The organism is Dorea sp. OM07-5 (genome assembly GCF_003481355.1).
GTDB lineage: Bacteria > Bacillota > Clostridia > Lachnospirales > Lachnospiraceae > Dorea_D > Dorea_D hominis.
Window position 1 is genome coordinate 1 of the sequence record NZ_QUKZ01000008.1, and the last position, 25,350, is coordinate 25,350.

Consider the following 25,350-nt stretch of genomic DNA (forward strand, 5'->3'; position numbering starts at 1 on the left):
CTCATGTCGTTTGTCAACAACTTTTTTATTTTTCTTTGTTGCCTTCCGTGTGACATTTACGCTTCTCAGGTGTGTCTCACGCGACAGCTATAATAGATTATCATAATTCCAACTCTTTGTCAATAATTATTTTAATCTTTTTTGCAACTCATTTCTGAGTTATCCTGCTCTCTTGCGACAGCTTATCTATATTATCACATTCAGATCTTATTGTCAATAAATTTTTCATTATTTTCAGAAATTTCTGCATCTCATTTGAACCGTATGCAAAACCGGCAGGATGCGACAGAAAACTACTCATGAGTGCCCTGTCTACCGGAAGTTCATTGCAAGTTTTAATAACGGATTATAATCATATATTATTTTCAATATTGCATTGCTTTGTATCGTCTGATACATTTCTCTTCCAACAGAAGTTACATACATTAATGTAACTATAATAAACAGGAACCATATAATGATCAGTGCAATCAAAAGCCCCACTACTCCTCCACCAAGCCGGTTAAAGAAGCCAAGCACAGGAAGGTTTGCTACTATATCTAATGCAAATACAACTGCCCGCACAAGAATTGTAACCAGCAGGAATGTACAAAGAAACGCTACCATGTGTATAATGAGCTGTGCAAGGAATTCGCCAACATATTCTGCGAAGGTTTTTACCCCCAGGTCTTTATATACACTATCATTATTATTGTCATTTAACATCGTTTTAAACACTTGCGGCAATTTTGCCATTTCAATCGCTTTATTTTGCAGGTCTTTTGGAATATCTGCGTTTTTAATCGCTTCTTCCACAGAAGAACTGTCCTTTTGGTTAAGTCCATCCAGAACACTGGAAGAAATTCCGTATTTTTTCAAATCTTCACTCGTAATCTTTCCATTTACAATATCATCTATTGTAACACCGTGCTGTTTCAGCATTTCTTCAGTAATCCCTGCCGCCTTCAATACTTTCCTGACATTCTCAGCTGTCATGCCGGAATTATCTCCTTCAGAATCACCGGTTACAGCTGAAGTTGCCGCTCCTGCCATTGCTTTTACTACCTGGCTCTTGATCATCTCGTCTGCCGGTGTCAGTTCTGCGATCTTATCTGCTACAAACGGAGTCGCGATCACTACAACGATAAGCGTAAAAACGGTTGCTGCCAGCGACACTGCTATTTTCACCGCACCTTTATATATACCAACTACAAATCCAATCAGAAAGATTGCTCCTATTGCCATTACCATCCAGTCCATATACTCTCCTTATCTGACAAGTCGTATGTTGTCCATTCCATTTACATCCAGCACAATATATTTATTTACCCCAAATACAGGAACAATTTCCAATATACTATCATCCATCGTGCCTTCAAATTTATGTATTCCATTTTTTAAATAAATACTGCATTTTTTGCCATCGAAAAGAATCACCTGATTTCCGCAGATTCTGATGTTCCGGTAATTTTCTTTTATTTCTTTGGAAAGCACTTTTTTACCGGAAGTGTTGTACAAGCGAAGCTCGTATCCATCTTTTCCTGTGTTTTTAAGCAGCATACCAACATATTTTTCATTATGGGAGATGCTCTGGATCTGTTTATTGATCGTTACGGTTGTAACTTCTTTTGGTGTCTCTTTGCCATCAAAAAATGTCAGACAGTTGTCACCTGCAACAGCGGATACATTGCCTTTCATATAAAATCCATCAGCCAACACGCTGTCCTTATATTCTTTTTTCGCAACTTCGTGATCTTTTACATTTTCTCCTGCCGTTCCAAAATTGTAGTATGCTACTTTGGAAATAAGTTTTCCTCCCTGTACCTGCATATAAACTGCCTGCATGACTTCTCCATCCTCTGACATGGAAACATCCAGCGGATAGCCGGTTCCGCCAAGTGATGCCTGATGTTCTACAAGCAGATTACCGGCAGTATCATAGCAGACAATCTCCGGAGCGGATTCATTCTTTACAATTGCGCTTACGATTCCCTGCCCTGATACGGCGATCTTTTCAATAGGAAGGGTCGTGTGCACTTCTCCTTTTTCGCCATTTTTATCAAATATAAAAATATCATTTCCACCTTCATCCGCAATTGCGGCACAGTCTCCCATGACTTTTACGATCGGTGTCTTTAACTGGCAGGACTGGTTCCACTGCTCTTCCCCTTTTTCATTTACATAGGCTACACCGTCACGGCTGTATTTTAATACCCCTTTCGCAAATGTTTTATAACTGCTGTTCGCTGCTCCGCTGAGCGCATAAGTTTCAGATACGCGGACAGAAGTGTATGTTCTAAAATAAATAATCCCGAAAATCACCAGCACCAAAAGTAGCAGTCCTCCCGCGAACAGAAGTGTACTCTTTTTCCACACTCTTTTGCGCTTTACATTCGGGATTCTCGGATCTGGAGAATGGTTCTCATCTACAACCCGGAATTTTCTATTTTTACTTTGCACGTTTTTATCCCCTTTGTTTTGATTTTGTGACCAGTATAGCACATCCCAGAAACAGACGCAAAGCCAAAACTTGTCACTTCACAGTTCCGGCTTTGCTTTTCTTATTTAAAATATTATGGAAGCAAAAGTTTTTGTCCTATATAAATCAGATTTCCGTCTGTCAGACCATTCATCTTACAGATGGCTTCTACATGATTTGCTGTTCCATACAGTTTCAGGCTGATCTTGTCCAGTGTATCGCCGCGCTGTACAGTATAATAATCTTCCTGCGCCTGTTTTCCTGTGGCTGTTGACTGTTCTGTCTTCTGCTGTTCATTTTCTGTTTTTTTTCGATTTTCGGTTCCCTTACTATCCGCTTTATTATCCACGGTTTTTTCTTCCGTTTTATTTTTCTGATTTTGTTTATCTTCTTTATTATTTTCAGCTTCTTTTACAGTTCCATTTGTCTCTTCGGTTTTGCCGATCGACATGGACAGCATGTCCAGGGATTTCTGTACCGAGCGCATCTTGTCCACATTATTCATGGTTGAGATTCCGATTGCAAGCACAACAACTACCAGAGATACACTCATCGCATAGCTAAATCTGGATGACTGCCTCTGTTCCCGATAATTCTTTTTGTTTCTTACTGTACTACGAAAATTCTTTGCAGCTCGATCCTCAACCAGCTCACTGGGTGTCACGCCGTTTTCTTTTCTCGTCCGGATCATATAACTTTGCATCGTCGGATTTCTTTCATAATAAATATAATGTCCGCCCATCTGCATCAGCTCACCATATTTGCACGCATAAAAAATTTCATCCGTTTCCAGTGCATCACGCCATACGAAAACGGTATTTTCCTTTTCAAATAATTTCTTATGGAGCTCTCCCACCCCCTGATTCAGTCCCATCGGATGACCAGTCTCGATCATACACCAGCCGACTGCTTCCTGTTCGGGGAAATGCGTCTCCCGCTCCTCCTGCGTCCGTTTCCATATCTCTTCATCCATCCGAATCTCTGTCCCTGCAACTTCGACCGCTTCAATCTGCAGCGCTCCTGATATGTATACAACTGCCTGTCCTTCCTGCTCCACAATCTCCCCTGTGAGCAGAGCTGCTATCGGCGAATCAATTGCTTTCATCCGCAATTGATTCAGATACGTATCTACATAGTCCTCCATGTAGATTTTTGGTTCGTCACTGACGTTCCCGATTTGCCTTACATTTTTTGGAAATTGTCTTTCCATATACTCCTCACCTCATTTATGAAATTTTTGTATATGGTAGCACGGGATTTTTGCAGATTTTAGCATACGATGGGGATAAAGTGGATAAAGTTTTCGACAGGATGTGAATAAATGTAAAAAGGGGACGGGGATTTTCTAGAAAATCCCCGTCCCCTTTTAGGTCATATTTTTTCTTATACAAATGCTTTTACTTTTTCGTAAATGCTGTCTGCATCCAGTCCGTATTTCTTAATCAGTTCTACAGCCGGTCCAGACTCTCCATATGTATCATTTACACCAATCTTCAGAACTTTTGCAGGTGCTTTCTCAGCAACAACGTCGCATACTGCACTTCCGAGTCCTCCGATAACAGAGTGCTCTTCTGCTGTTACGATCTTGCCCGTCTTAGCTGCTGCTTTGATAACTGCTTTTTCGTCTAACGGTTTGATCGTGTGCATGTTGATTACTTCTGCACTGATTCCGTCTGCTGCAAGCTTCTCTGCTGCTACAAGTGACTCAGAAACAGTCAGTCCTGATGCGATAATTGTAACATCAGTTCCTTCTCTTAATGTTACAGCTTTTCCAAGCTCGAATTTGTAATCCGGATTGTCATTGATTACCGGAACAGCAAGTCTTCCGAAACGAAGATAAACAGGTCCTACATGTTCGTAAGCTGCTTCTACTGCTGCTTTTGCTTCAACATCATCAGCTGGGTTGATAACAACCATTCCCGGAATTGTTCTCATCAGAGCAATATCTTCGTTACACTGATGTGTTGCTCCGTCTTCTCCTACAGAAATACCTGCATGAGTTGCTCCGATCTTAACATTTAACTTCGGATATCCGACCGAATTACGAACCTGCTCAAATGCACGTCCTGCTGCGAACATTGCAAAAGAACTTGCAAATGGAACCATTCCTGTTGTAGCAAGTCCTGCTGCCACACCAATCATATTGCTCTCTGCGATACCGCAGTCAATATGACGCTCTGGGAATGCTTTCTTGAAGATTCCTGTCTTTGTAGCTGCTGCAAGGTCTGCATCCAAAACTACAACATTGTCATGTTTTTTACCTAATTCAACTAAAGCATTACCGTAGCTTTCTCTTGTTGCGATCTTCTTTACTTCTGACATAATGCTTCACCTACTTTCTCTAAATCTGCCATAGCAACTGCATACTGCTCATCGTTCGGAGCAGATCCGTGCCATGATACCTGATTCTCCATAAAGGAAACTCCTTTACCTTTCACAGTCTTGGCAATGATTGCTGTTGGCTGTCCTTTTATTTCTCTTGCTTCTTTGAATGCAGCATCGATTGCATCGAAATCATGTCCGTCGATATTGATTACATGGAAGTTAAATGCTTCAAACTTCTTGTCGATCGGATATGGAGAGTTTACTTCTTCTACAGTTCCGTCGATCTGAAGGTTATTGTTATCTACAATTACTACAAGGTTGTCCAGTTTTCTGTGACCTGCTAACATAGCAGCTTCCCATACCTGTCCTTCCTGGATCTCACCATCTCCAAGCAGAGTGTATACTCTGTAAGATGCATCATTTAATTTTGCAGAAATTGCCATACCAACTGCTGCTGAAATCCCCTGCCCAAGAGAACCACTTGACATATCAACTCCCGGAATGTGTTTCATATCCGGATGTCCCTGCAGGTAAGATCCCACTTTACGAAGTGTAGTCAGATCTTCAACCGGGAAAAAGCCTTTGTTGGCAAGTGTCGCATAGTAACCTGGTGCTGTATGTCCTTTGGACAGTACAAAACGGTCACGATCTGCTTTCTTAGGATCTTTTGAATCTACATTCATCTCTTCAAAATAAAGATATGTATAAATGTCAGCTGCTGACAGTGATCCGCCCGGATGTCCGGATTTGGCACTGTGAACTGCTGTGATGGCACCTTTACGAACTTCGTTCGCCATCTTCATTAATTCTAATTTGTTCATGGTGTTCCTCCTAATATGAAAATGCTCTCTATTCTCCAAATACAGCTTTGTAGTCAGCCTGGAATTTCGCGATTCCTGCGTCTGTTAATGGATGTTTTGTCATCTGCTCGATAACTTTGTATGGTACAGTTGCAATATCAGCTCCTGCTAATGCGCAGTCTGTTACATGCATTGGGTGACGTACACTTGCTGCAATGATCTCTGTGTCGATTCCTGCAACTTCGAAGATCTGAGCGATCTCTGTGATCAGGTCAGTTCCTCTTACAGAAATGTCATCCAGACGTCCAAGGAATGGAGATACATATGTTGCTCCTGCTCTTGCAGCCAGAAGTGCCTGGTTAGCAGAGAAGATTAATGTAACATTTGTCTTAATTCCCTCTGAAGAAAGTACTTTACAAGCTTTTAATCCTTCTACTGTCATAGGGATCTTAACTACCATGTTCGGATGAATCTTAGCGATTTCTCTTCCCTCTTTGATCATGCCTTCAGCATCAACAGTTGTAGCTTTTACTTCACCACTGATCGGTCCATCCACGATAGATGCGATCTCTGCGATTACCTCTTCAAATACTTTTCCTTCTTTAGCGATCAGAGATGGGTTTGTTGTTACTCCACAGATAACTCCCATGTCATTAGCCTTTCTGATGTCGTCAACGTTCGCTGTGTCAATGAAAAATTTCATTTTTTATTCCTCCTTTAATCATTCGTGAATCTCTTCACAGATCCTTATGTTCACATGATAAAATTATATCCTATCATGCGACATTTGGTCAATAGTTCATTTTTTTATTAATAATTTTCTCTATTAATAAATACGTTATATTAGTTAACATTTTTTAATTCCTTGTAAAATTGTTACGATATTTTTTCGATATTCTTTTATTTTCTGTTGTTTTCATGCCATGCTGCTTTGTCGATGCCATATTATTAATAATAATTTTCGAAAATATATTAATTTTCCATCTGTAATTTATTTTTATCCATAATTCTGCATGCAGATTTCATCCAACTCCCTGCCTTATTCCCACACACAAAGCTCACTTATTCTTGTTCTTTATTTCTGTATGTAAGATTTATCCGTTCCCACTCTTTATTTCTATATGTAGCACCTACCTGCGCCTGCGTTTTATTTCCCGTGGGTAAGATGTTGTTCCGCGCACGATCAGTTGCGGTTCATATTCGACATGATAGGTACTGATTGGCTCAATGTCCGAATATTTCGTATTGTGAGATGCGATTTTCTTCATAATAATATCGCATGCATCCCTTCCTTTGAATATTACAAAATGTTCAATAGTCGTAAGATCTACTTTGTGCATCCGGGCAAATAATGTATTATCGCATCCCATCACAGACATATCTCCCGGCACTTTAAGTTTCGCTTCGTGCAGTGCATCGAGAATGCCAAAGGCGATCATATCGTTCAGGCCAACAATAGCCGTCACTTCCGGCGATTCTTTCAGGAGCTCACGTGTCAACTCGTAACCAATCTTATACTCCGAATCAATATGTGCCACATCCAGATCAATTTCTTCTCTCGCCGCTTTGATGATGACCTGGTCTTTCAGACCTTTTTCCGCAAATCCATTCAGAAAACCTTCCACACGTTTTGACCGCTGTTTCTGCCTGGTCGTCAATGGCGGCGCCACATATGCCACCTTCCGGTGTCCCAGTTCAAGGAGATGTTCTGCCATCATGCGTCCCAGTTTGGAATTATCCAGTTCCACAGCATCTACATTCAGCCGTTCATTCTGGTTATTGATGATTGCAACCGGAATCGATCTTGACAATTCTTCTACCAGTTCCATAAAACAATGACTCGGATTACATGTATAAATAATGCCAAGTGGCTTTAATTCCCACATCATTTTCAGATATCGTTCTTCCATATGCAAATCACGCTGCGTATTGCAGACAAACAGTCCGAATCCCTGCTCTTTCGCTCGCGATTCAATCCCCTGCAGAAGCATTACATAGTATGGATTTGTAAGATTGGAGCAAAATACAACCAGAAGTTTTTCTTTCTTACTTTCTTTGCGGTGTTTACGTTTCTGCGGAACATATCCCAATTCTTTCGCCACACGCTCAACTTTTTCCACAGTCTCTTTTGAAAAAGACACATTATATTTTTTATTTAATACCATTGAAACGGTCGACTGCGACACTCCGGCAGCTTTTGCGATATCCATAGATGTCACTTTACGTTTTCCCATAGTTTTCCACACATCCTTCCACACTCTTTAAAAGGGGACGGGGCTTTTCTAGAAAATCCCCGTCCCCTTTTACTTTATAATTCCGTTCTGCCTTCCAGCGCTCGGAGCAATGTCACTTCATCAATATATTCCAGATCTCCGCCTACCGGAACACCACTGGCGATCCGGCTGACTTTCACGCCGATCGGTTTGATCAATTTGCTGATATACATCGCTGTTGTCTCACCTTCCAGGCTGGAATTGGTCGCGATGATCACTTCTTCCACATCGCCTTCCAGTCGTTTGATCAGCTCTTTCAGTTTAATATCTTCCGGACCGATACCAAGCATTGGTGAAATCGCTCCATGCAGGACATGATAAACCCCGTTGTATTTTCCCGTCTTTTCATAAGCTGCCAAATCTCTTGTATTTTCCACAACCATGATCGTCTTATGATCCCTGTTTCTATTGCTGCAGATTGGACAGAGTTCCTGATCGGTCAGTGTGCAGCATTCTGCGCAATATCTGACATTCTGTCTTGCTTCTACCATTGTATCTGCCAGTTTCTGTACATCTTCCTTTGGCATATGGATCAAGTGAAATGCAAGCCTTGCCGCCGACTTCGTACCAATTCCAGGCAGACAGGATAAAGCTTCGATCAGTTTGCTTATCTGGTTACTGTAGTAATCCATCTTCTGCTCACCATTCCCGTATTAGAATAATCCCGGCATTCCGCCGCCCATTCCACCTGTAAATTTGGACATTGCAGAAGCAGACTCTGCATCTACTTTCTCAAGTGCTTCATTGACAGCCGCAACGATCAGGTCTTCAAGCATCTCCACGTCATCCGGATCTACTGCTTCTTCATCCAGTTTCAGTTTCACAATTTTTTTGGAGCCGGAAACTGTTGCCTCCACAGCTCCGCCACCTGCTGTTGCTGTAAATTCTTTTGTTTCCATCTCTTTTGCCTGTTCTTCCATCTGACGTTGCATCTTCTGTGCCTGCTTCATCAGATTTGCCATATTTCCCGGCATTCCGCCGCCTGGGAATCCACCTCTTTTTGCCATGATTAAAATCCTCCTGTTTTGTAATAAAATTTGTAATTATCAGTCTATCTGTTGTATGTAATTCTAATTATAATATCTGCGAGCGGTTCCGTATTCCGCATTCTCACACTTTTCCCCACCATTTATATGTCGTAGAATCTCAATCCCACTTTTATACATATACTGGGCAGTTTTCAAAATCTTTCATCCACTCATAAACAAGTTCAAGTTAATAAAAAAACCTAAAACCTGATATTTAAGTATCATTCGTCCTCAACTGTTATGTCCATGTGTATCAGGCTTTCAATATCCACAAACTGGTCTTCAAACCTATGTCCTTCTTCTACATGCCGTACATCGATCTCGACATCTTTGCCAATCTTCTCTGAAATAAGCTCTTTTATCTCTGCTTTATGTGCATCCGAGCCAACCATATCTGCACTCATTTCATCCGGAAGTACAATCATAAGCCGGTTGCCTTCACCTGCGCTGAGCCTTGCCCGCTTAAGAAAGTTACGCAGCATCGGGGATGCATCATTGGCGATCATCCGAAAATCTGCAGCAACCGCTTTCACATCTTCATTCAGTGCTTTCGGAAGCTCTGGCTTCTTCTCCTGTGCTGCAGAAGTATCCGATGCCGACATCTGGTAAGCTGCTACCGGCGCATTTGCAACTACCACGCCTTCATCCAGACGTTTTTCCACGGCGCGGATGCGGTCCAAAAGTGCATCCTGACTCGTCTCCATCGCCGGTTTGCATAACTTGATCAGCGCAACTTCCAGCAACACTCGCTTCTGTGTTGCAAATTTTAACTGATTCGTAAGATCAGAAAATACACGGATATAACGGATCAGTGTATCGTTATCGATCATCTGCGCTTCTTCCTTCAGACGTGCAAGATTCTCCGTAGAAACATCCAGCACATCTTCCATGTCATCTGAACAGCGCACAAGTAACAGATTTCTCAAATACCATGTGAAATCAGCTGCAAGCTGCGACAGCTCGCGGCCCTGCATCGTCAGTTCTTCCACTGTCTCGATCACTGCATGCACATCCATGTCCAGCAGTCTGCGCAGAAGCTTGCTGAATACCTCGGTATCGACAGCACCAAGCACCTCCAGCACATGGTCATATGTCAGCTTCTCTCCAATGTAAAAAGCCGCACACTGATCCAGGAGACTTAAGGAATCTCGCATAGAACCATCTGCCATCCGCGCCAGATACCGCACTGCTTTGTCTTCCACGTCCCAGCCTTCCTTATTGATCAACTCCCGGAGCCGTCCGGCAATCGTATCTATGGAAATCCGCTTAAAATCATACCGCTGGCAACGGCTTAAAATCGTAATCGGTATCTTATGCGCTTCTGTTGTCGCCAAAATAAAAATAACATACTCCGGCGGTTCTTCCAGCGTTTTCAAAAGTGCATTGAAAGCGCCGATCGAAAGCATATGCACCTCGTCGATAATATAAACTTTGTAGCGTCCTTCAGTTGGTCTGTAAGCAACTTCCTCACGGATCTCACGGATATTATCCACACCGTTGTTCGATGCCGCATCAATCTCGATTACATTCATGGAATTGCCGGCACTGATTGCCTTGCACATACTACATTCTCCGCATGGACTTCCGTCTACCGGATGTTCGCAGTTTACTGCTTTTGCAAATATTTTGGCAACCGTTGTTTTACCGGTTCCTCTTGTCCCACAAAACAGATATGCATGACCGATACGGTCTGCTTTTATTTGATTTTTTAAAGTCTTAACAATCGCATCCTGACCTTTAACATCTTCAAATTCATCCGGCCGGAATTTACGATACAATGCCATATAAGACATTTATTTACACTCCCTGTTTATCTGTCATTTATCTATTCATCACCAAAACTGATACCGGCAAGTTTTGCTTCATGCACGATCTCAGATTCTGGATCCACGTATTTTAATTTACCAGCCACCTCTGCCAGTGGGATACGGACAATCTTGTTATTTTTAACTCCGAGCATATTGCCGAAATCGCTGTCCAGAATTGCCTCTGCTGCCGCCGCACCGAGTCTTGTTGCAAGCACACGGTCATATGCGCACGGAGAACCTCCTCGCTGTGTATGTCCTGGCACTGTAATACGGACTTCCTGATCCGTCTTCTTCTGCACTTTCTCTGCCAGTTCGTACGCAACAGACGGATACTTTTCTTTTGCTTTTTTTGCTTTCAGGTCCTTCTTGGAAAGTTTCGCATCTTCTTTGGAAATCGCACCTTCTGCAACCGCAATGATCGTGAAATGTTTTCCGGCTTTTCCTCTCTTATTGATTGCTTCTGCGATCACATCAATATCATAAGGGATCTCCGGAAGCAGAATAATATCCGCTCCTCCTGCAATACCCGCATGAAGTGTCACCCAGCCGACCTTGTGTCCCATAACTTCCACGATAAATACACGGCTGTGGGATGTTGCAGTCGTATGGATCCGGTCGATCGTATCCGTCGCAATGTCTACCGCACTCTGGAAACCAAATGTCATATCCGTTCCCCAGAGATCATTGTCGATCGTCTTTGGGAGTGTGACTACATTCAGCCCTTCTTCTCTCAGCATATTTGCAGACTTATGTGTGCCATTGCCACCTAAGATCACAAGACAGTCCAAGTTCAGCTTATGATACGTGTGTTTCATAGCCTCCACCTTGTCCAGCCCATTCTCATCCGGAACACGCATTAATTTGAATGGCTGGCGGGATGTTCCCAGGATCGTTCCACCCATTGTCAGGATTCCGGAAAAGTCCTTTGCTGTCAGCATCTTAAAATTTGAATAGATCAAACCTTTATATCCATCTTGAAATCCATAAATCTCTACATCATCACGTTTCTCGCAGAGTGTCTTTACAACGCCGCGCATTGCTGCATTTAACGCCTGACAATCTCCACCACTGGTAAGCATACCTAATCTAAACATATTCATCATCCTTTCACAATTACACTTTTGTAAAGTATATATTTGCAAAATAACCAATCATTTTAAAATTATACATGATTTTTATCATCTACGCAATGGAGGATACCAAATTACCAAAAAGGTGCTATAATAAAATACAGTTCTAAATATTTTACAGAAAGCAGGTATTTAATGTGGATAAATTAGATGTGAAATTATGGTCCCTCGCAGCAAAGGGACAGATTGTACCGGATCGTTCTCTTTTAAAAACACCGGAGCAGATTGCTGCGATCCGAAAAAGTGCAGATCTTAATACAGCCGTGTTAGACCACGTTGCCGCGCACATCCATGCAGGCATGAGCACTGCTGAGATCGATAAGCTGGTTTATGATTTTACAACCGAACATGGCGGCATTCCGGCTCCGTTAAATTACGAAGGGTTCCCGAAGAGTGTATGCACTTCTATCAACAATGTCATCTGCCATGGTATCCCGGATGAAAATGAGATTCTGGAAGAAGGCGATATTATCAATGTGGATGTTTCTACTATATTAGATGGTTATTTTTCTGATGCATCCCGTATGTTTACGATTGGAAATGTGTCCCCGGAAGCAGAAAAGATCGTCCGTGTCACAAAAGAATGTGTAGAACTCGGATTAAAAGAAGCAAAACCATGGGGACATTTGGGCGATATCGCTTTTGCGATCAACCGTCATGCACAGAAGAATGGTTACTCTGTCGTAGAAGAAATCGGTGGACACGGAATCGGTCTGGAATTCCACGAAGATCCTTTCGTATGCTATGTCGCACCAAAGGGAAGCGAGATGGTTCTCGTCCCAGGTATGATGTTTACAATCGAGCCGATGATCAACGAAGGTAGCCCGGATTTCTTCGTAGACGAAGATAATGGCTGGACAGTTTTTACCATTGACGACGGTCTATCTGCCCAAATTGAATATATGGTGCTCATCACAGAAGATGGGGCTGAAGTATTGACAAAGTAATCCACATTTTCATCGGGAAAACGCTGAAATCAGCCTGTGGATAACTACTTGAAATGGGGACGGGGATTTTCTAGAAAATCCCCGTCCCCATTTCGTCTATCGTTTCGACAACTAACGCCGAATACGCTCCCATATTCACCACCAGTTCGCCGTCCCTGATAAGATATTTCTCATATTCCGTTGTATATCCATCCTTGTAAGAATACATCAGCCGTCTCATATTTGTCTTCATCGGCACTTCCGCCTGCCATACCGGAACCGTTACTTCTGCAAGTTCGCTCCGGTTATTCAGAATCACAATAATCTGCTCTTCTTCTGTAAATCTGCCGTAAGCCAGTATATTTTTCTCACAGTGCAGCATAACTACAGCTCCTGTCCGCAGCGCTTCATGCTCTTTGTGTATGCGGATCATTTCTTTATGGAATCCCAGCATCTGCTGATCTTCATGTCCCCACGGATAGGTTCGTCGGTTATCCGGATCTGTAAATCCACAGACACCAGCCTCGTCGCCATAGTATACCGTTGGCGCCCCGATCCACGTCATCTGGAAGGCAACCGCTTCGCGCATTACAGCCGGATTAACAAATTCATTCGCCGCTTCCGGTCCCAGTTCGGCAACACGGCCAACCATATGATTCGTACGCGTTAAAAATCTCGAATGATCGTGATTGGACAATTCATTCATGGATGTCAGAAGGGATGGCACCATCATATTTGCCATATGATACGTCATCGCTCTAGTAAAGTTATCTGCATTTCCGCGGAGCTCTTCACGCATCTCATCACTGTGCTTTTCCATTCCGGTCAGGAACCAGGTGATTGGCTCCATAAATGCATCATAATTCATAACGGTATCCCATTCATCGCCTCCGAGCCATTCTCTCGGATCTCCGTAATGCTCTGCCAGAATAATCGCATCTGGATTTGCATTTTTTACCACTTCACGGAATTTCTTCCAGAATTGATGATTGTACTCGTTGCTTCGTCCGAGATCCGCTGCTACATCCAGTCTCCAGCCATCCACATTGTACGGCGGCGACACCCATTTGCGTCCCATATTTAAAATATAATTCTCAAGTTTCACCGATTCCTCATAATTTAATTTTGGCAAAGTATCATGCCCCCACCAGCCATCGTATTTTCCATTATATGGCCAGTCTTTTTCCTCATCTGAGAAGAACCGGAAATAATCATGATACGGACTTTCTCTGGAAATATATGCTCCCGGCGCATAGCCTTTCTGCCTCTCGTAAATGCACTCCCGATCCATCCATTTATTAAATGATCCACAGTGATTGAAGACACCGTCCAGAATAATCTTCATACCGCGGCGGTGCAGCTCTTCTACCAGTTTTATAAATAATTCATTGCTTGCTTCCAGATTTACAAAGGAAGTCGTACGTTTCTGATATTTCGTTGCTTTTTTATTCGATTTCTCGCCGGGCGAAAGCAGTTCGCCGCCATCTTCAACGATTTTTCCAAAATGCGGATCAATATAATCATAATCCTGGATGTCGTATTTATGATTCGAAGGAGAGACAAAAAGTGGGTTGAAATACAGTACTTCCACTCCCAGATCCTGTAAATAGTCCAGTTTGTCAATCACTCCCTGCAGATCACCACCGTAAAATTCCCGGACTCCCATCGCCGCCGGATATTTGTTCCAGTCCGTTACTTTGCTGCTGTAATCGCCAATATAGAAATACTCTCTTGTCTCCACATCATTTCCCGGATCGCCGTTATAAAAACGATCCGTATAAATCTGATAAATAACTGCGCCTTTTGCCCAATCCGGCGTGGAAAATCCCGGAGCCAGGCGAAAATCATAATATGGAATCCGCCCATCCGTGAGCCCGCTTCGATTGTAATACCAGACTTCCTCACCATCCTGAATCTCAAAATAATAGGAAGTCATCCCATCTTTCAGTTTCCATTCTGCCCGGTAATAAGTGAACGCACCATAGGTGCGTTCACTTTCCATCGTATATAATTCGTTATTGATCGCCAGCCTTATCTGTATATTATCTTCTTTTGCCGCCCGGAACTTAAGTGTAACTGTTTCCCCCACTTCCGGTTCCAACGGACACACATACCTCGCTGTTCCGTCACAAAATAAAGCCTGCTTATTCATGTTCTGTCGTCCTTTCCTTCTGCCGGTTCCGATTGCTACGCTTCCACTGGTTCATCGTGAAATAATGCTTCAAACTCTTCCCTTGAGATTTTCTCCTTTTCCAGAAGAAGCTCTGCACATGCATGAAGTACATCTTTATGCTCCTCAATGATCTGTTTTGCTCTGGCATAGCATTCATCAATGATACGCTTTACTTCCTTATCAATCACAGTTGCAACACTCTCGCCATAACCTCTGGATGTGTGTGCCAGGTCGCGTCCGATAAATACTTCATCGTTTTCATTATCATAACTTACCAGTCCGATCTCATCAGACATACCAAACTTTACAACCATGGATTTTGCCAGACCCGTTGCCTGTTTGATATCCTGCGAAGCTCCGGTTGTAATGTCATCAAACACCTCTTCTTCTGCTACACGTCCGCCAAGCGATACCGTAATATCCTGCAGCATCTTGCCCTTTGTATTATACATCTCATCACGTTCCGGAAGTGGCATTGTATAACCGCCGGCTCCTCCGGTCGGGATGATAGACACGCTGTAAACCGGTCCGACATCCGGCAGTACATGGAACAGGATCGCATGTCCCGCCTCATGATAAGCTGTAATCTTCTTCTCTTTTTCGGAAATGATATGGCTCTTCTTCTCCGCACCAATTCCGACTTTGACAAATGCTCTCTTAATGTCATCCTGTTTCAGGTAAATTCTCTCGTCTTTCGCCGCAAGGATTGCCGCTTCGTTCAGAAGATTCTCCAGGTCTGCTCCTGTAAATCCCGCTGTTGTCTGCGCAATCTGTTTCAGATCAATCTCTTCACTGAGCGGTTTGCCTTTGGCATGGACTTTCAGGATCTCCTCACGTCCCTTTACATCCGGTCTTCCAACCATAACTTTACGGTCAAATCGTCCCGGACGTAAGATCGCACGGTCCAGAATATCTACACGGTTTGTCGCAGCCATTACGATAATTCCTTCATTTACGCCAAATCCATCCATCTCTACCAGTAACTGGTTCAATGTCTGTTCTCTCTCGTCATGTCCGCCGCCCATACCGGTTCCACGGCTTCTTGCCACGGCATCGATCTCATCAATGAAAATAATACACGGTGCGTTCTTCTTAGCTTCTTCAAAAAGATCACGCACACGGGATGCTCCTACGCCGACAAACATTTCCACAAAATCTGAACCGGAAATTGTGAAAAATGGTACTTTTGCTTCTCCGGCGACTGCCTTGGCAAGCAGAGTCTTACCGGTTCCCGGAGGTCCCACAAGAAGTACACCTTTCGGGATTCTTGCGCCAACCTGGATATATTTCTTCGGGGATTTTAAGAAATCAACAATCTCTTCCAGGTCTTCTTTTTCCTCCTGTAATCCTGCCACCTGTGCAAACGTAATTTTCTTATCCTGTTCTGTGCTGAGTCTTGCACGGCTTTTCCCAAAACTCATCGCTTTGGAATTTGCACCGCCGCCCTGACGGTTCATCATCATAAAGATCAGGAAAAATCCAGCCATCGTAAGCAATACCGGGAAAATCGTTGTTGCAAACCAGTTATCTCTCGGAACATCCGACATCTCATAATCAATCTTTGCTTTGTCCAGATATTTCTGGATCTCATTTACATCAGATACATATAAGTAGTTCTTCTCATTTTCTCCGTTTTTCTTGTTCTTTAACTGCACTTCCACGCTTCCGGTCGGAACGTTTTTATTCTGTGTTATCGTCACACTGTCTACTTTTTCACTGGTGATCAGTTTTTCAAATTTCTGTCGGCTCAACTGACTCTCCTTGCTATCCAGTGTATTTGTAAACCAAAGTGCGCCAAGTACAATAAGTACAAACAGGAACAGAGTAATTCCACTCAGTCCTCTGTTCTTTTTATTATCTGTCACCGGCTCATCCTCCTTTTTTATTCTACGCCTTCTACTACACCAACATATGGAAGATTTCTGTATTTCTGTGCATAATCCAGACCGTATCCAACCACAAATTCATCCGGGATCTCAAAACCGACATAATCTACTTTTACATCGCGCACACGTCTGTCCGGTTTATCCAGAAGCGTACACAGCTTCATGCTGTTTGGATTTCTCTTCTTTAAGATCTCAAGCAGATAATATAAGGTACGTCCGGAATCAATGATATCTTCTACAACCAGAACGTCTTTTCCTTCCAGAGACTCATCCAGGTCTTTTGCGATCTTAACAACACCACTTGAGGATGTTCCGTCTCCGTAACTGCTTACGCTCATAAAATCCATGGAAACCGGAACCGTAATTCTCTTTGCAAGTTCACACATGAAGAACACTCCGCCCTTCAGCACGCAGATCAGATGCACCTGTTTTCCTGCATATGCTTCACTGATCTGTTTTCCCAGTTCCTGGATTCTCTTGTCTACATCTTCTTCAGAAATCATAACTTTAATTGTCTCTGCCATTTTCTTCTCCTCCGTAATATTGTATTTCTAATATCTTCGTTGTCTTCTCTGTAATCTGGTATTTCTGGCTCTGCCTGTAACCGACGATCCACAGCACTTCATCTCCGTCCGCTGCGATCCAGATCTTATCTCTGTCTTCCTGCGGAACCTTCTGGTCTGTGAAGTACTGTTTCAGTTTTTTCCTGCCTCCGTATCTGTTGATTACAATGGAGTCGCCAGCTATTCGATGTCTTATTTTTACAGTATTTTTAATTATATCATAGTCAAACCATTTCGTGTATATTTTTTCTGGAAATGTTACATTTCCAGGCTCTCTGTCAAATACACGAATGGAAAATAATTCATTTTCGTCTCCGGCATAAGACGCTTCAGGTATATTTTTTTCAAACCGGACACCTTCATATGTGCGGATTGCTGTCACCCCGTAAGGCAGATCGATCCTTTTGCCGACCTGTTTTGTAAATAAATCCCGCAGCATCTGTATATGCACTTCTTCAATGTCTTTGCGTCTGCCTGCTGTCTCACATAAAATCTCATGTAAGACATTATCCCGGAGTGCCTTCGGGATCTTTGTATATTCTGTCTGGCGAATGATCCGTCTACCATTCTTCCAGCCAGTACAGCTCTCTTTATACTTCCCGACTTCTTCTAATATATATTGCTCCAGTTCATACATCCGCTCCATCGTCTTTCCCATGTGCGAAACACTCTCCGTATTCACGCAGTCTTCCAGATACGGGATAACGTCCATCCGGATACGGTTTCTCATGTACCTGCGGTCTGCATTTGTCGTGTCTGTACAATAAGATATTCCCCGCTTTTTCAGATATGATTCAATCTCCCGCCTTTTTACGCAGAGCAGTGGTCTTATCCACACATCATTTACCGGCGCGATTCCTCCCAACCCCCGGATACCGGTACCCCTGCACAGATTCCAGAGCAGTGTCTCCACATTGTCATTTTCATGATGCGCCAGGGCGATCTTCGTTCCACCCCACTCTTTTAATACTTTACAGAAACAAGTACGCCGTATATCTCTTCCCGCCTCTTCTTCGGTCATACCATGTTCCTTCGCATATGCCGGCACATTTTCCCGGTACACTTTCAGCCGGACATTCCATTGTCTGCACAGCCGCTTCACATAAGCTTCATCGCGTTCTGCTTCTGCACCGCGGATGCCATGATTTACGTGCACTGCCATTAGGGCAAATCCCAGTTCCTTTTGCAGCTTTAGCAGCATGAAAAGAAGGCATACCGAATCGGCGCCTCCCGATATACCTGCAATAACACTGTCTTCTTTTTGAAGCATATGCCATTTCTTCACATATGCTTTTACTTTCTGATACATTTTCTTATATCCTTTGTTTTCCTGCTATTTTAAATTCGGAGCAAATTCTCCATCCATGATATCTAAAAATTGTTTTATGATATCATTTTTAATATATATAATTTTGCTGAAAATTGCAAGTTTTACAAGGGCTGCACCGTTTTTTCCCTCTTACAGTTTCCAGATGCCTGTCACAATGATCGTCATATCGTCCCCCGGAAGTGACTGTCCCCATTCCAGCGCCTGTCCAAGAAGATAATTGGCAAATTCTTTTGGATTTACAAGCGAAGACTGTTCGATCAGCGTACACATAATTGTGTCCTGCTCGCCTACCGTCAGCATATCCAGTACTCCATCCGTCACCATAATCACCATATCGCCGGATTCCAGTTCCAGTTTTTCCTGATCTGTTTCAATATCCGCAAGGACTCCGATTGGTAGGGATGTAGAGCGAATCATTTCCACTTTGTCCTTTCTCTTGATAAATGTCGTTGACGCGCCTGCTTTTACAATCTCGCATGTTCCATCATACAGATCAAACAAACTGACATCCACCGTGGAAAAACGCACCTCTTCTCTTCCGATTACAAGCGCCGTGTTCATCATCTGGATTGCTGTATTGACCGGGAATCCTGCCTCCAGAAGTTCTTCCAACATTTCCACAACCATTGTACTGTCCCGGAATGCTTCTTCCCCGGAACCCATGCCATCTGACAGGGCAATACCTTTCTTACCACCCGGAAGATCTGTCATCAAAAATGTATCTCCTGAAATACTCTCGCCTTCTTTGCCGATTCTGGCAACTCCCTGTATCGTCTGGTATTTTGCCCCTTCCACACAGGCGATGGACGCATATTCATTTCCGAGAATCGGGCGCTCATTCTGCCCCGGAATCATCGGGCGTCCCAGACATTTCCCCACTTCGTGTGCAAGCTCTTTTGTCGCAATACACTGCCCCTTCGGCGCTTTTACACTTAAATGTACTTCATATTTTCCCTGCGGGGTAATATAGAATACTGCCGACATCATTTTAATGTTCTGTTTTTTCAAGTGATTTTTTAATTTCTTTTCCAGATGCCGATCCTCAAAAATACTTGCCTCCAGTTCTCTTGTCGTATACTGGATCATTTTCGCAAAGCTCTGCAGCTGTCCTGCATAGCCTTCCCGGTTCTGCACCATCCGATTGTTCCATATGAGCTGCTGTTTTGCATTTTCAAATGCTTCCAATGTCTCCCGCAGAAAACGAGGTGCCATCACGCACTGTTTCTGAAGTTTTCTTTTTAATTCAATATTGATTTCCGCACCGTATTTCTCCACTGCACACAGGATGTCGTACATACGCTGATATGTCTGGATCTTTTTTTCGCCCAGACATTCTTTCCGGTTCTCACAATTTTCGCATACCTGCTCCGTCACTCTGGAAAACATTGTTTCCAGTTCCTCTCTTGAAAATGTTCCCTTATACCCTTCCAGTGTAAAGAATGTTCTGGATAAATGAACCAGCGAATCTGCAAATTTGTCCATCTGCATCACATACGGATTGGAAAATGCTCCTTTTTCTTTTAATTCTTCCACCCTTATCTCCCCTTTTATAATTGTAATGCCAGCAATAAATCAGCGATAAAACACGCGCTGCGAGTTTTATTCGCTGATTAGCGGTCGGCAAATGCTACCATGCAAGCATGGCGCATTTGCCTCGTCGCCATAACTGAAAAAGCTTTGGGAATTCTCCCAAAGCTTATCATCTGTATCTTTTATTTTGCTTTAAATATGATCTCATTCTTATGTACGAGATGTAGCTTCTCACGTGCAATCTCTTCTACATATGCATCGGTATCTGCATACTTCTCCATATCTTCGATCTGTGCAGTCCGTGCTTTCTCCTGTTTGATCTGTTCTTCTAACTTTGCTTCTCTTGCAATACTCTGCTGTTCCTTTGCCTTAAGTGACATTCCACTTACGGTCAGTGTAATGATCATCAGCACCAGCACAGTTCCAATTGCAATCATGCTTCTCTTGTGTGTTCTGACACGCCTTCTCTGCCCAAAGCTCACGCGTCTCTTTTGTCTCTTTGCATTCATAATTATATACTCACCCTTTTGCCCGGTCCCACCCAGGCTTTTCCCTTAATTACTTATATATGATAAATGTTTTTCGGACATTTCGCAAGTTTTTAAGGGCATTTATTTTTCTTGCGTGTGTAGATTTTTTTTTGCACTTTTTTTAGATGAGTATACAGGATTGATATAAGAATCGCGCCTCCTACCACACCTAGTATGCAATACCATCTCATGCTACCATTATTTGTGTGGTAATTCTGCACAAAGATATAAAATGCAGATCCAATCCAGAAAATCAGGTCTTCACTCTCCATAATGCGAAGATTATGTCTGACAATTTGACGGAACACATTCAGTCCGATATAAACCAACCGCACGATCATCCCAGTAAGCAGTGCAGCAAGAAAAATCACGACTTCTTCCCGAATCTGTGGCATGCGTTACCGGAACAATTTTGCAAAAATATTCTCGCCTCTGCTGACCGCCGACTGTACATCCGAATAAGCGATGCTGTCTATCGTCCCGGACAGATCCACCTCGCCTTTTTCCAGATTCAGCCGGTTCACATGCAGATCGCTCCCTTTGACCATAAGCATTCCCTGTTCCGTCTCCAGAAACACTTCATTCAGATCAAAGGACAACACATCCAGCACACCTGTCACCAGACTTGTCTTCCGGTTATTTACAACCAGTTTATGATTTTTCGATACCGTTGTTCTTTCTTCCATCTGTATCCCAACCTTTCTTAATCGAGCCGGACACGCAGGAGCTGCATACGCTTCTGATAAACACTGTTAACATTCACCTAAGAAAATTGCTGCACATTCCTGCGGAGCATTTATCTTAACCGGAATTGGCATTTCCTCCAGGCCATATTTATTGCCCGCCATTTATTCATAAAAGCAAGCGTCTCCTCCGACTAAAATAATTTTATGAAAGATCAAGATAAAATATGACATTTTATAAATATTTAAACAATTCTTTTGCTTCTTCTTTCTTCGTTGTCTCCTGAATTGTCAGGACTTCTACTTTAACTGTCTTCGTACCGAACTGGATTTCGATAATATCTCCGACTTTAACTTTCACGGATGCTTTCGCAACATTCCCGTTGACAAGCACGCGTCCCGCATCACATGCTTCATTCGCCACGGTTCTGCGCTTAATCAGGCGGGATACTTTTAAAAATTTGTCTAATCTCATGTTTTTCTTCTCCTCGAAATTTTTCTCAGGAAATAAATTTTCTATATACCTTCACACTCTGCTGCCTGCAACTTATCTATTTTGTTTAAGATTTCTGCACACCACTTTTTTCTATATTTAGCTGAAAAAAATATGATATCTGTAATTTCATTTTGTATGTGATAAATTACTATTGTTCATCTTGTACAATCTCTTTTAATTAATAATACAATTGACGAATTTTTCATTACATCATTGAAGGTTTTCTTCATAATGTTAAAATGCTTTCACCCAACCTGTAGATAGTCTGAAAGGTGTTGTTTTATAGGCAGCCTGCATTTCCTCATCGCCATAACAAAAGGAGTGCCTGACGCCACAGCGCAAGACACTCCGTTATAATCCACTACTATTACTGATTATGCATTAACAGCATCTTTTAAAGCCTTACCAGCTTTGAATTTTGGAGCTTTGCAAGCCTCAATCTTCATTGTCTTACCTGTCTGAGGATTTCTACCCTCTCTTGCAGCTCTCTTGCTTACTTCAAATGTACCAAAACCAACTAACTGGATTTTATGCTCTTTTTTCAGCTCTTCTGTAACAACATCAACAAATGCTTTTAAAGCTTTCTCGGAATCTTTTTTAGATAATTCTGCTGCGTCAGCGATTGCTGCTACTAATTCTGTTTTGTTCATGGATAATTTTCCTCCTCTTGTTTAACTATAGAATCCCTTATTTATTCTATTCTGTCATCGGTTTTCACGTCCCCGCGCCAACCGCCTTTAGTTACTGTTATACCTGTTTTCTTATTGTTTGTCAAGGAATTTCATCCAGAAAATGCCCATTTTCCGGCATTTTCACACTTTTTTGCAGTTTTCTGAAAGTCTCTTTTAAAGCCCCTGTACTGGTTCATTAAAAACAGCTTTTAAAAACTTCTTTTTCTGTTTCATCTGCATCACTGCCGTCTGCAATTTCTCGACATTTTTTACAGACATCCACGCCTTATTTGAATGATAGTACACACTCGCAACTTTCCAGAATTTTTCCGGATACATAAGCCGGATGCGCAGATAATCCATTTCATCCGGACTAATTGGACGGATCGCTGAATACGCATTTAACACTGCATCTGCAAAACGTTCTTTCCATCCATTTTTCTCCATTGTTTTTCTGAGAAAATAATACAGATCTTCCACCTGCACATCCTGATGAAACTTTTCGAAATTAGTGATCGCAGCGACCTTGCTGCTGCGCATATCCCGGCACATCAGTATATTATGATAATTGTATTCCCCATGAATCATCTTGCCCGTGAGAAAGCAGTCATTTCTAAGTTTCTCATAGTCTGAATTGCCAAGCTCTTCCGTTGCCGCCTGCGCCCATTCATACATACTGTCGAAAGCTTTCAGGAATGCACATTCAAACTCTCCTTTCAAAGGCACCTTTCTGATAAAACGGCGCACTTTTTTCAGTTCTCTGTCATGCTTTTCATATATTTTCACCAGATGTTCCGCCTGTCCGCATTTATTTTCCATGGGATGCTGAAGAAGGAGATGAAGCTTTGCAAGCTCTGCTGACGCCTCCACCAGTTCTTCTGATCGGCGTATTTCGCATTCTTTTCCATCACACCATCGCTTCAATATATATTTCTCCCCATTTTCCATTTCTGTAATATGCCCGCCTTCCCTGTTCATTTCTATATGATCCAAATGAGTGTATCCTTCAGTTCTCAGATATTCATATAATTCACAGAGTGCAGGAATCCGGTTTGCGGTCAGCGACACTTCTTTAAGCAGAAACCATCCCCGATTTGTATCGCATAAAACAGCACCCCTGATCTTGCGGGTGCTGCTTATCTCCATATTATATTGTTCTAACACATTTTGTTCTAACTCCTGCATATCTATCCCCTGCACTTTACATATCATATTCTTTCTAAATGTATGTAAAAGCAGGCGTGAATATACCAAAAGGGGACGGGGATTTTCTAGAAAATCCCCGTCCCCTTTTGGTTACTTTATCCACTTACTTATTCACACATTTATACACTTAGTTATCCCAAATATTGGAATAACTTTTCTTTTGTATTCATATCCGGATCGTCAATTACAAGTTCCAGCAATTCTTCTAATTTTTCTCCGATTTTTTTACCCGGCTTCATTCCTGCTGCAATCAAATCACTTCCGTTTACTGCCAGTGTTTTCAAAGATACACACTGCCCAAGTGCGACAATTTTCCGGTATAACTCTTCTATTTCGTCCAGATTCTGTATTTTTTCTTCTCTTTTGTACAGGCTCTGCGCAAGTACATCCGCACGCCTTACTTCCATATAATATGGAAATAATTCTTCACCTATAATATTCATCGCGCGCCGCACATTTTTTTCCGTTGCTTCCATGCGGTAATCGTGATATTTTACAAGTTTTGTCACTTTACGCAATGTATCATTGTCGAATTTCAGGCGCTTTAATACACGTCCGGCAATTTTCTCACTCTCTGCCGCATGTTTTTTAAAATGTGCAACTCCATTTGCATCCATCGTTTTTAGAGCTGGTTTTCCTGTGTCGTGTAAAAGCATAGTCAAACGCAGTATCTTATCTGCACGTACATTTTTCATCGCATGCAGTGTATGTTCACCCACGTTATACATATGGTGCGGTGTCTCCTGTATCGTTTCCATCATACGATCAAATTCTGGCAGAAATATCTGTGTAATTTTCAATTCCCATGCCATTTTAAGTAACTCCGGTCGGTCGGAAGTGAGCATCTTCACAAGCTCCACCTGTATCCGTTCCGCACTGATATTTCTAAGTGTTGGTGCCAGCTCACGCATACCTTCTTTTGTATCTTCTGAAATATCAAATCCCAGCTGTGCAGCAAAACGCACACCTCTCAAGATTCTGAGTGCATCTTCGCTGAAACGTTCTTTGGCATTTCCCACACACCGGATACATTTCCTTTGCAGATCCTCTTTTCCTCCGATAATATCAATCAGTCCGTCTTTATCATTGTATGCCATTGCATTGATTGTAAAATCTCTGCGCAGCAAATCCTCTTTCAGGCTTCTTGTAAACGTTACTTCCCTCGGATGTCTGCTGTCGGTATATTCCCCGTCAATCCGGTACGTTGTAACTTCATATCCCTCTCTGCCAAATACAACCGTCACTGTACCGTGTTCAATCCCTGTGTCAAATGTTTTATCAAATAAAGATTTTGTCTCTCCGGGCATCGCAGATGTTGCGATGTCCCAGTCACCCGGCGTTCTATTTAAAAGTGAATCTCTTACACACCCACCAACTGCATACGCTTCATAACCATACATCTGCAATGTAGTGATAATCTTCTGCACATTCTCTGGTAATTGTAATTCTAAATATTCCACATTTTTACCTCCACTTATCCACATTCCATTTTATCATACCACATTTTTGAATTGGGGACGGGGTTTTTCCAGAA

The 25,350-nt window shown here is 42.5% G+C and carries 24 protein-coding genes; 1 reads left to right on the forward strand and 23 read right to left on the reverse strand.

The genetic code is table 11. The annotated features are described in order from the left end of the window. Positions 1-312: 312 nt before the first annotated feature. From DXC04_RS09050 to DXC04_RS09100, 11 genes are all read right to left on the reverse strand, one after another. Complete coding sequence (locus DXC04_RS09050; RefSeq protein WP_118660847.1) at positions 313-1,239, reverse strand: CvpA family protein; 927 nt, start codon at positions 1,237-1,239, stop codon at positions 313-315. Between the two features lie 9 nt (positions 1,240-1,248). Beyond that, complete coding sequence (locus DXC04_RS09055) at positions 1,249-2,439, reverse strand: DUF5711 family protein (RefSeq protein WP_118288330.1); 1,191 nt, start codon at positions 2,437-2,439, stop codon at positions 1,249-1,251. A 113-nt stretch (positions 2,440-2,552) separates the two neighbouring features. Next, positions 2,553-3,668 carry a LysM peptidoglycan-binding domain-containing protein gene (locus tag DXC04_RS09060; protein ID WP_118520506.1) on the reverse strand — a complete coding sequence of 372 codons (1,116 nt, stop codon included), beginning with the start codon at positions 3,666-3,668 and terminating at the stop codon, positions 2,553-2,555. 173 nt (positions 3,669-3,841) lie between these two features. Beyond that, positions 3,842-4,780, reverse strand: coding sequence for a transketolase family protein (locus DXC04_RS09065; protein WP_118288328.1), 939 nt, complete (start codon positions 4,778-4,780; stop codon positions 3,842-3,844). Next, positions 4,768-5,604, reverse strand: a complete 837-nt coding sequence (locus DXC04_RS09070; protein WP_118660849.1) for a transketolase — start codon at positions 5,602-5,604, stop codon at positions 4,768-4,770. The genes DXC04_RS09065 and DXC04_RS09070 overlap by 13 nt, the downstream gene beginning before the upstream one ends. Before the next feature lie 28 nt (positions 5,605-5,632). Further along, positions 5,633-6,286 (reverse strand): fructose-6-phosphate aldolase, encoded by a 654-nt coding sequence (fsa, locus tag DXC04_RS09075; protein WP_021859930.1) that lies wholly within the window; start codon positions 6,284-6,286, stop codon positions 5,633-5,635. Positions 6,287-6,713: 427 nt separating this feature from the next. Beyond that, positions 6,714-7,817: a LacI family DNA-binding transcriptional regulator gene (locus DXC04_RS09080; protein WP_117537884.1), complete on the reverse strand. Its 1,104-nt coding sequence runs from the start codon at positions 7,815-7,817 to the stop codon at positions 6,714-6,716. A gap of 74 nt (positions 7,818-7,891) precedes the next feature. Then, positions 7,892-8,488 carry a recombination mediator RecR gene (recR, locus tag DXC04_RS09085; RefSeq protein ID WP_118288326.1) on the reverse strand — a complete coding sequence of 199 codons (597 nt, stop codon included), beginning with the start codon at positions 8,486-8,488 and terminating at the stop codon, positions 7,892-7,894. Between the two features lie 21 nt (positions 8,489-8,509). Further along, complete coding sequence (locus tag DXC04_RS09090) at positions 8,510-8,863, reverse strand: YbaB/EbfC family nucleoid-associated protein (RefSeq protein WP_021859873.1); 354 nt, start codon at positions 8,861-8,863, stop codon at positions 8,510-8,512. Between the two features lie 242 nt (positions 8,864-9,105). Next, positions 9,106-10,677: a DNA polymerase III subunit gamma/tau gene (gene dnaX, locus DXC04_RS09095; protein WP_118660851.1), complete on the reverse strand. Its 1,572-nt coding sequence runs from the start codon at positions 10,675-10,677 to the stop codon at positions 9,106-9,108. A gap of 32 nt (positions 10,678-10,709) precedes the next feature. Next, positions 10,710-11,786 (reverse strand): 6-phosphofructokinase, encoded by a 1,077-nt coding sequence (locus DXC04_RS09100; RefSeq protein WP_118288324.1) that lies wholly within the window; start codon positions 11,784-11,786, stop codon positions 10,710-10,712. A gap of 173 nt (positions 11,787-11,959) precedes the next feature. Between DXC04_RS09100 and map the strand changes: the two genes are divergently transcribed. Then, positions 11,960-12,769, forward strand: a complete 810-nt coding sequence (gene map, locus DXC04_RS09105; RefSeq protein ID WP_021859870.1) for a type I methionyl aminopeptidase — start codon at positions 11,960-11,962, stop codon at positions 12,767-12,769. A 70-nt stretch (positions 12,770-12,839) separates the two neighbouring features. On the opposite strand, the gene DXC04_RS09110 is transcribed toward map, so the two are convergent. The 12 genes from DXC04_RS09110 to DXC04_RS09165 all read right to left on the reverse strand — a co-directional run bounded on the left by DXC04_RS09110 (position 12,840) and on the right by DXC04_RS09165 (position 25,276). Next, positions 12,840-14,900, reverse strand: a complete 2,061-nt coding sequence (locus tag DXC04_RS09110) for a glycoside hydrolase family 13 protein (RefSeq protein WP_118660853.1) — start codon at positions 14,898-14,900, stop codon at positions 12,840-12,842. A 35-nt stretch (positions 14,901-14,935) separates the two neighbouring features. Then, a complete protein-coding gene (gene ftsH / locus DXC04_RS09115) occupies positions 14,936-16,786 on the reverse strand; it encodes an ATP-dependent zinc metalloprotease FtsH (RefSeq protein WP_118660855.1) in 1,851 nt (616 codons plus the stop codon). Positions 16,787-16,803: 17 nt separating this feature from the next. Continuing rightward, complete coding sequence (gene hpt, locus DXC04_RS09120) at positions 16,804-17,331, reverse strand: hypoxanthine phosphoribosyltransferase (protein WP_118660857.1); 528 nt, start codon at positions 17,329-17,331, stop codon at positions 16,804-16,806. Continuing rightward, entirely contained in the window at positions 17,315-18,679 is a 1,365-nt protein-coding gene (tilS, locus tag DXC04_RS09125; protein WP_117537891.1) for a tRNA lysidine(34) synthetase TilS, read from the reverse strand. The genes hpt and tilS overlap by 17 nt, the downstream gene beginning before the upstream one ends. 150 nt (positions 18,680-18,829) lie before the next feature. Beyond that, positions 18,830-20,233, reverse strand: a complete 1,404-nt coding sequence (locus tag DXC04_RS09130; RefSeq protein WP_118660859.1) for a SpoIIE family protein phosphatase — start codon at positions 20,231-20,233, stop codon at positions 18,830-18,832. 179 nt (positions 20,234-20,412) lie between these two features. Then, a complete protein-coding gene (locus DXC04_RS09135; protein ID WP_118660861.1) occupies positions 20,413-20,739 on the reverse strand; it encodes an FtsB family cell division protein in 327 nt (108 codons plus the stop codon). Positions 20,740-20,831: 92 nt separating this feature from the next. Continuing rightward, on the reverse strand, positions 20,832-21,155 hold the full coding sequence (gene yabQ, locus DXC04_RS16195; RefSeq protein WP_117537893.1) for a spore cortex biosynthesis protein YabQ: 324 nt from the start codon (positions 21,153-21,155) through the stop codon (positions 20,832-20,834). Between the two features lie 3 nt (positions 21,156-21,158). Further along, the gene (yabP, locus tag DXC04_RS09145) at positions 21,159-21,446 is read right to left on the reverse strand and encodes a sporulation protein YabP (protein ID WP_021860642.1); all 288 of its coding nucleotides are present in this window, start codon (positions 21,444-21,446) and stop codon (positions 21,159-21,161) included. A 232-nt stretch (positions 21,447-21,678) separates the two neighbouring features. Further along, positions 21,679-21,918 (reverse strand): RNA-binding S4 domain-containing protein, encoded by a 240-nt coding sequence (locus DXC04_RS09150; RefSeq protein ID WP_118660863.1) that lies wholly within the window; start codon positions 21,916-21,918, stop codon positions 21,679-21,681. A gap of 395 nt (positions 21,919-22,313) precedes the next feature. Beyond that, positions 22,314-22,589, reverse strand: a complete 276-nt coding sequence (locus DXC04_RS09155; protein ID WP_021860640.1) for an HU family DNA-binding protein — start codon at positions 22,587-22,589, stop codon at positions 22,314-22,316. Positions 22,590-22,784: 195 nt separating this feature from the next. Next, positions 22,785-23,795: a MarR family transcriptional regulator gene (locus tag DXC04_RS09160; protein WP_118660865.1), complete on the reverse strand. Its 1,011-nt coding sequence runs from the start codon at positions 23,793-23,795 to the stop codon at positions 22,785-22,787. Positions 23,796-23,947: 152 nt separating this feature from the next. Next, a complete protein-coding gene (locus tag DXC04_RS09165) occupies positions 23,948-25,276 on the reverse strand; it encodes a CCA tRNA nucleotidyltransferase (protein WP_118660867.1) in 1,329 nt (442 codons plus the stop codon). Between the last annotated feature and the right edge of the window lie 74 nt (positions 25,277-25,350).

Excerpts from the sequence above, each read along its gene's own strand:
- DXC04_RS09050 (WP_118660847.1), bottom strand. The coding sequence starts at position 1,239 with ATGGACTGGATGGTAATGGCAATAGGAGCAATCTTTCTGATTGGATTT.
- DXC04_RS09060 (WP_118520506.1), bottom strand. The coding sequence starts at position 3,668 with ATGGAAAGACAATTTCCAAAAAATGTAAGGCAAATCGGGAACGTCAGT.
- DXC04_RS09065 (WP_118288328.1), bottom strand. The coding sequence starts at position 4,780 with ATGTCAGAAGTAAAGAAGATCGCAACAAGAGAAAGCTACGGTAATGCT.
- DXC04_RS09070 (WP_118660849.1), bottom strand. The coding sequence starts at position 5,604 with ATGAACAAATTAGAATTAATGAAGATGGCGAACGAAGTTCGTAAAGGT.
- fsa (WP_021859930.1), bottom strand. The coding sequence starts at position 6,286 with ATGAAATTTTTCATTGACACAGCGAACGTTGACGACATCAGAAAGGCT.
- DXC04_RS09080 (WP_117537884.1), bottom strand. The coding sequence starts at position 7,817 with ATGGGAAAACGTAAAGTGACATCTATGGATATCGCAAAAGCTGCCGGA.
- recR (WP_118288326.1), bottom strand. The coding sequence starts at position 8,488 with ATGGATTACTACAGTAACCAGATAAGCAAACTGATCGAAGCTTTATCC.
- DXC04_RS09090 (WP_021859873.1), bottom strand. The coding sequence starts at position 8,863 with ATGGCAAAAAGAGGTGGATTCCCAGGCGGCGGAATGCCGGGAAATATG.
- dnaX (WP_118660851.1), bottom strand. The coding sequence starts at position 10,677 with ATGTCTTATATGGCATTGTATCGTAAATTCCGGCCGGATGAATTTGAA.
- DXC04_RS09100 (WP_118288324.1), bottom strand. The coding sequence starts at position 11,786 with ATGTTTAGATTAGGTATGCTTACCAGTGGTGGAGATTGTCAGGCGTTA.
- DXC04_RS09110 (WP_118660853.1), bottom strand. The coding sequence starts at position 14,900 with ATGAATAAGCAGGCTTTATTTTGTGACGGAACAGCGAGGTATGTGTGT.
- hpt (WP_118660857.1), bottom strand. The coding sequence starts at position 17,331 with ATGGCAGAGACAATTAAAGTTATGATTTCTGAAGAAGATGTAGACAAG.
- tilS (WP_117537891.1), bottom strand. The coding sequence starts at position 18,679 with ATGTATCAGAAAGTAAAAGCATATGTGAAGAAATGGCATATGCTTCAA.
- DXC04_RS09135 (WP_118660861.1), bottom strand. The coding sequence starts at position 20,739 with ATGAATGCAAAGAGACAAAAGAGACGCGTGAGCTTTGGGCAGAGAAGG.
- yabQ (WP_117537893.1), bottom strand. The coding sequence starts at position 21,155 with ATGCCACAGATTCGGGAAGAAGTCGTGATTTTTCTTGCTGCACTGCTT.
- yabP (WP_021860642.1), bottom strand. The coding sequence starts at position 21,446 with ATGGAAGAAAGAACAACGGTATCGAAAAATCATAAACTGGTTGTAAAT.
- DXC04_RS09150 (WP_118660863.1), bottom strand. The coding sequence starts at position 21,918 with ATGAGATTAGACAAATTTTTAAAAGTATCCCGCCTGATTAAGCGCAGA.
- DXC04_RS09155 (WP_021860640.1), bottom strand. The coding sequence starts at position 22,589 with ATGAACAAAACAGAATTAGTAGCAGCAATCGCTGACGCAGCAGAATTA.
- DXC04_RS09160 (WP_118660865.1), bottom strand. The coding sequence starts at position 23,795 with ATGCAGGAGTTAGAACAAAATGTGTTAGAACAATATAATATGGAGATA.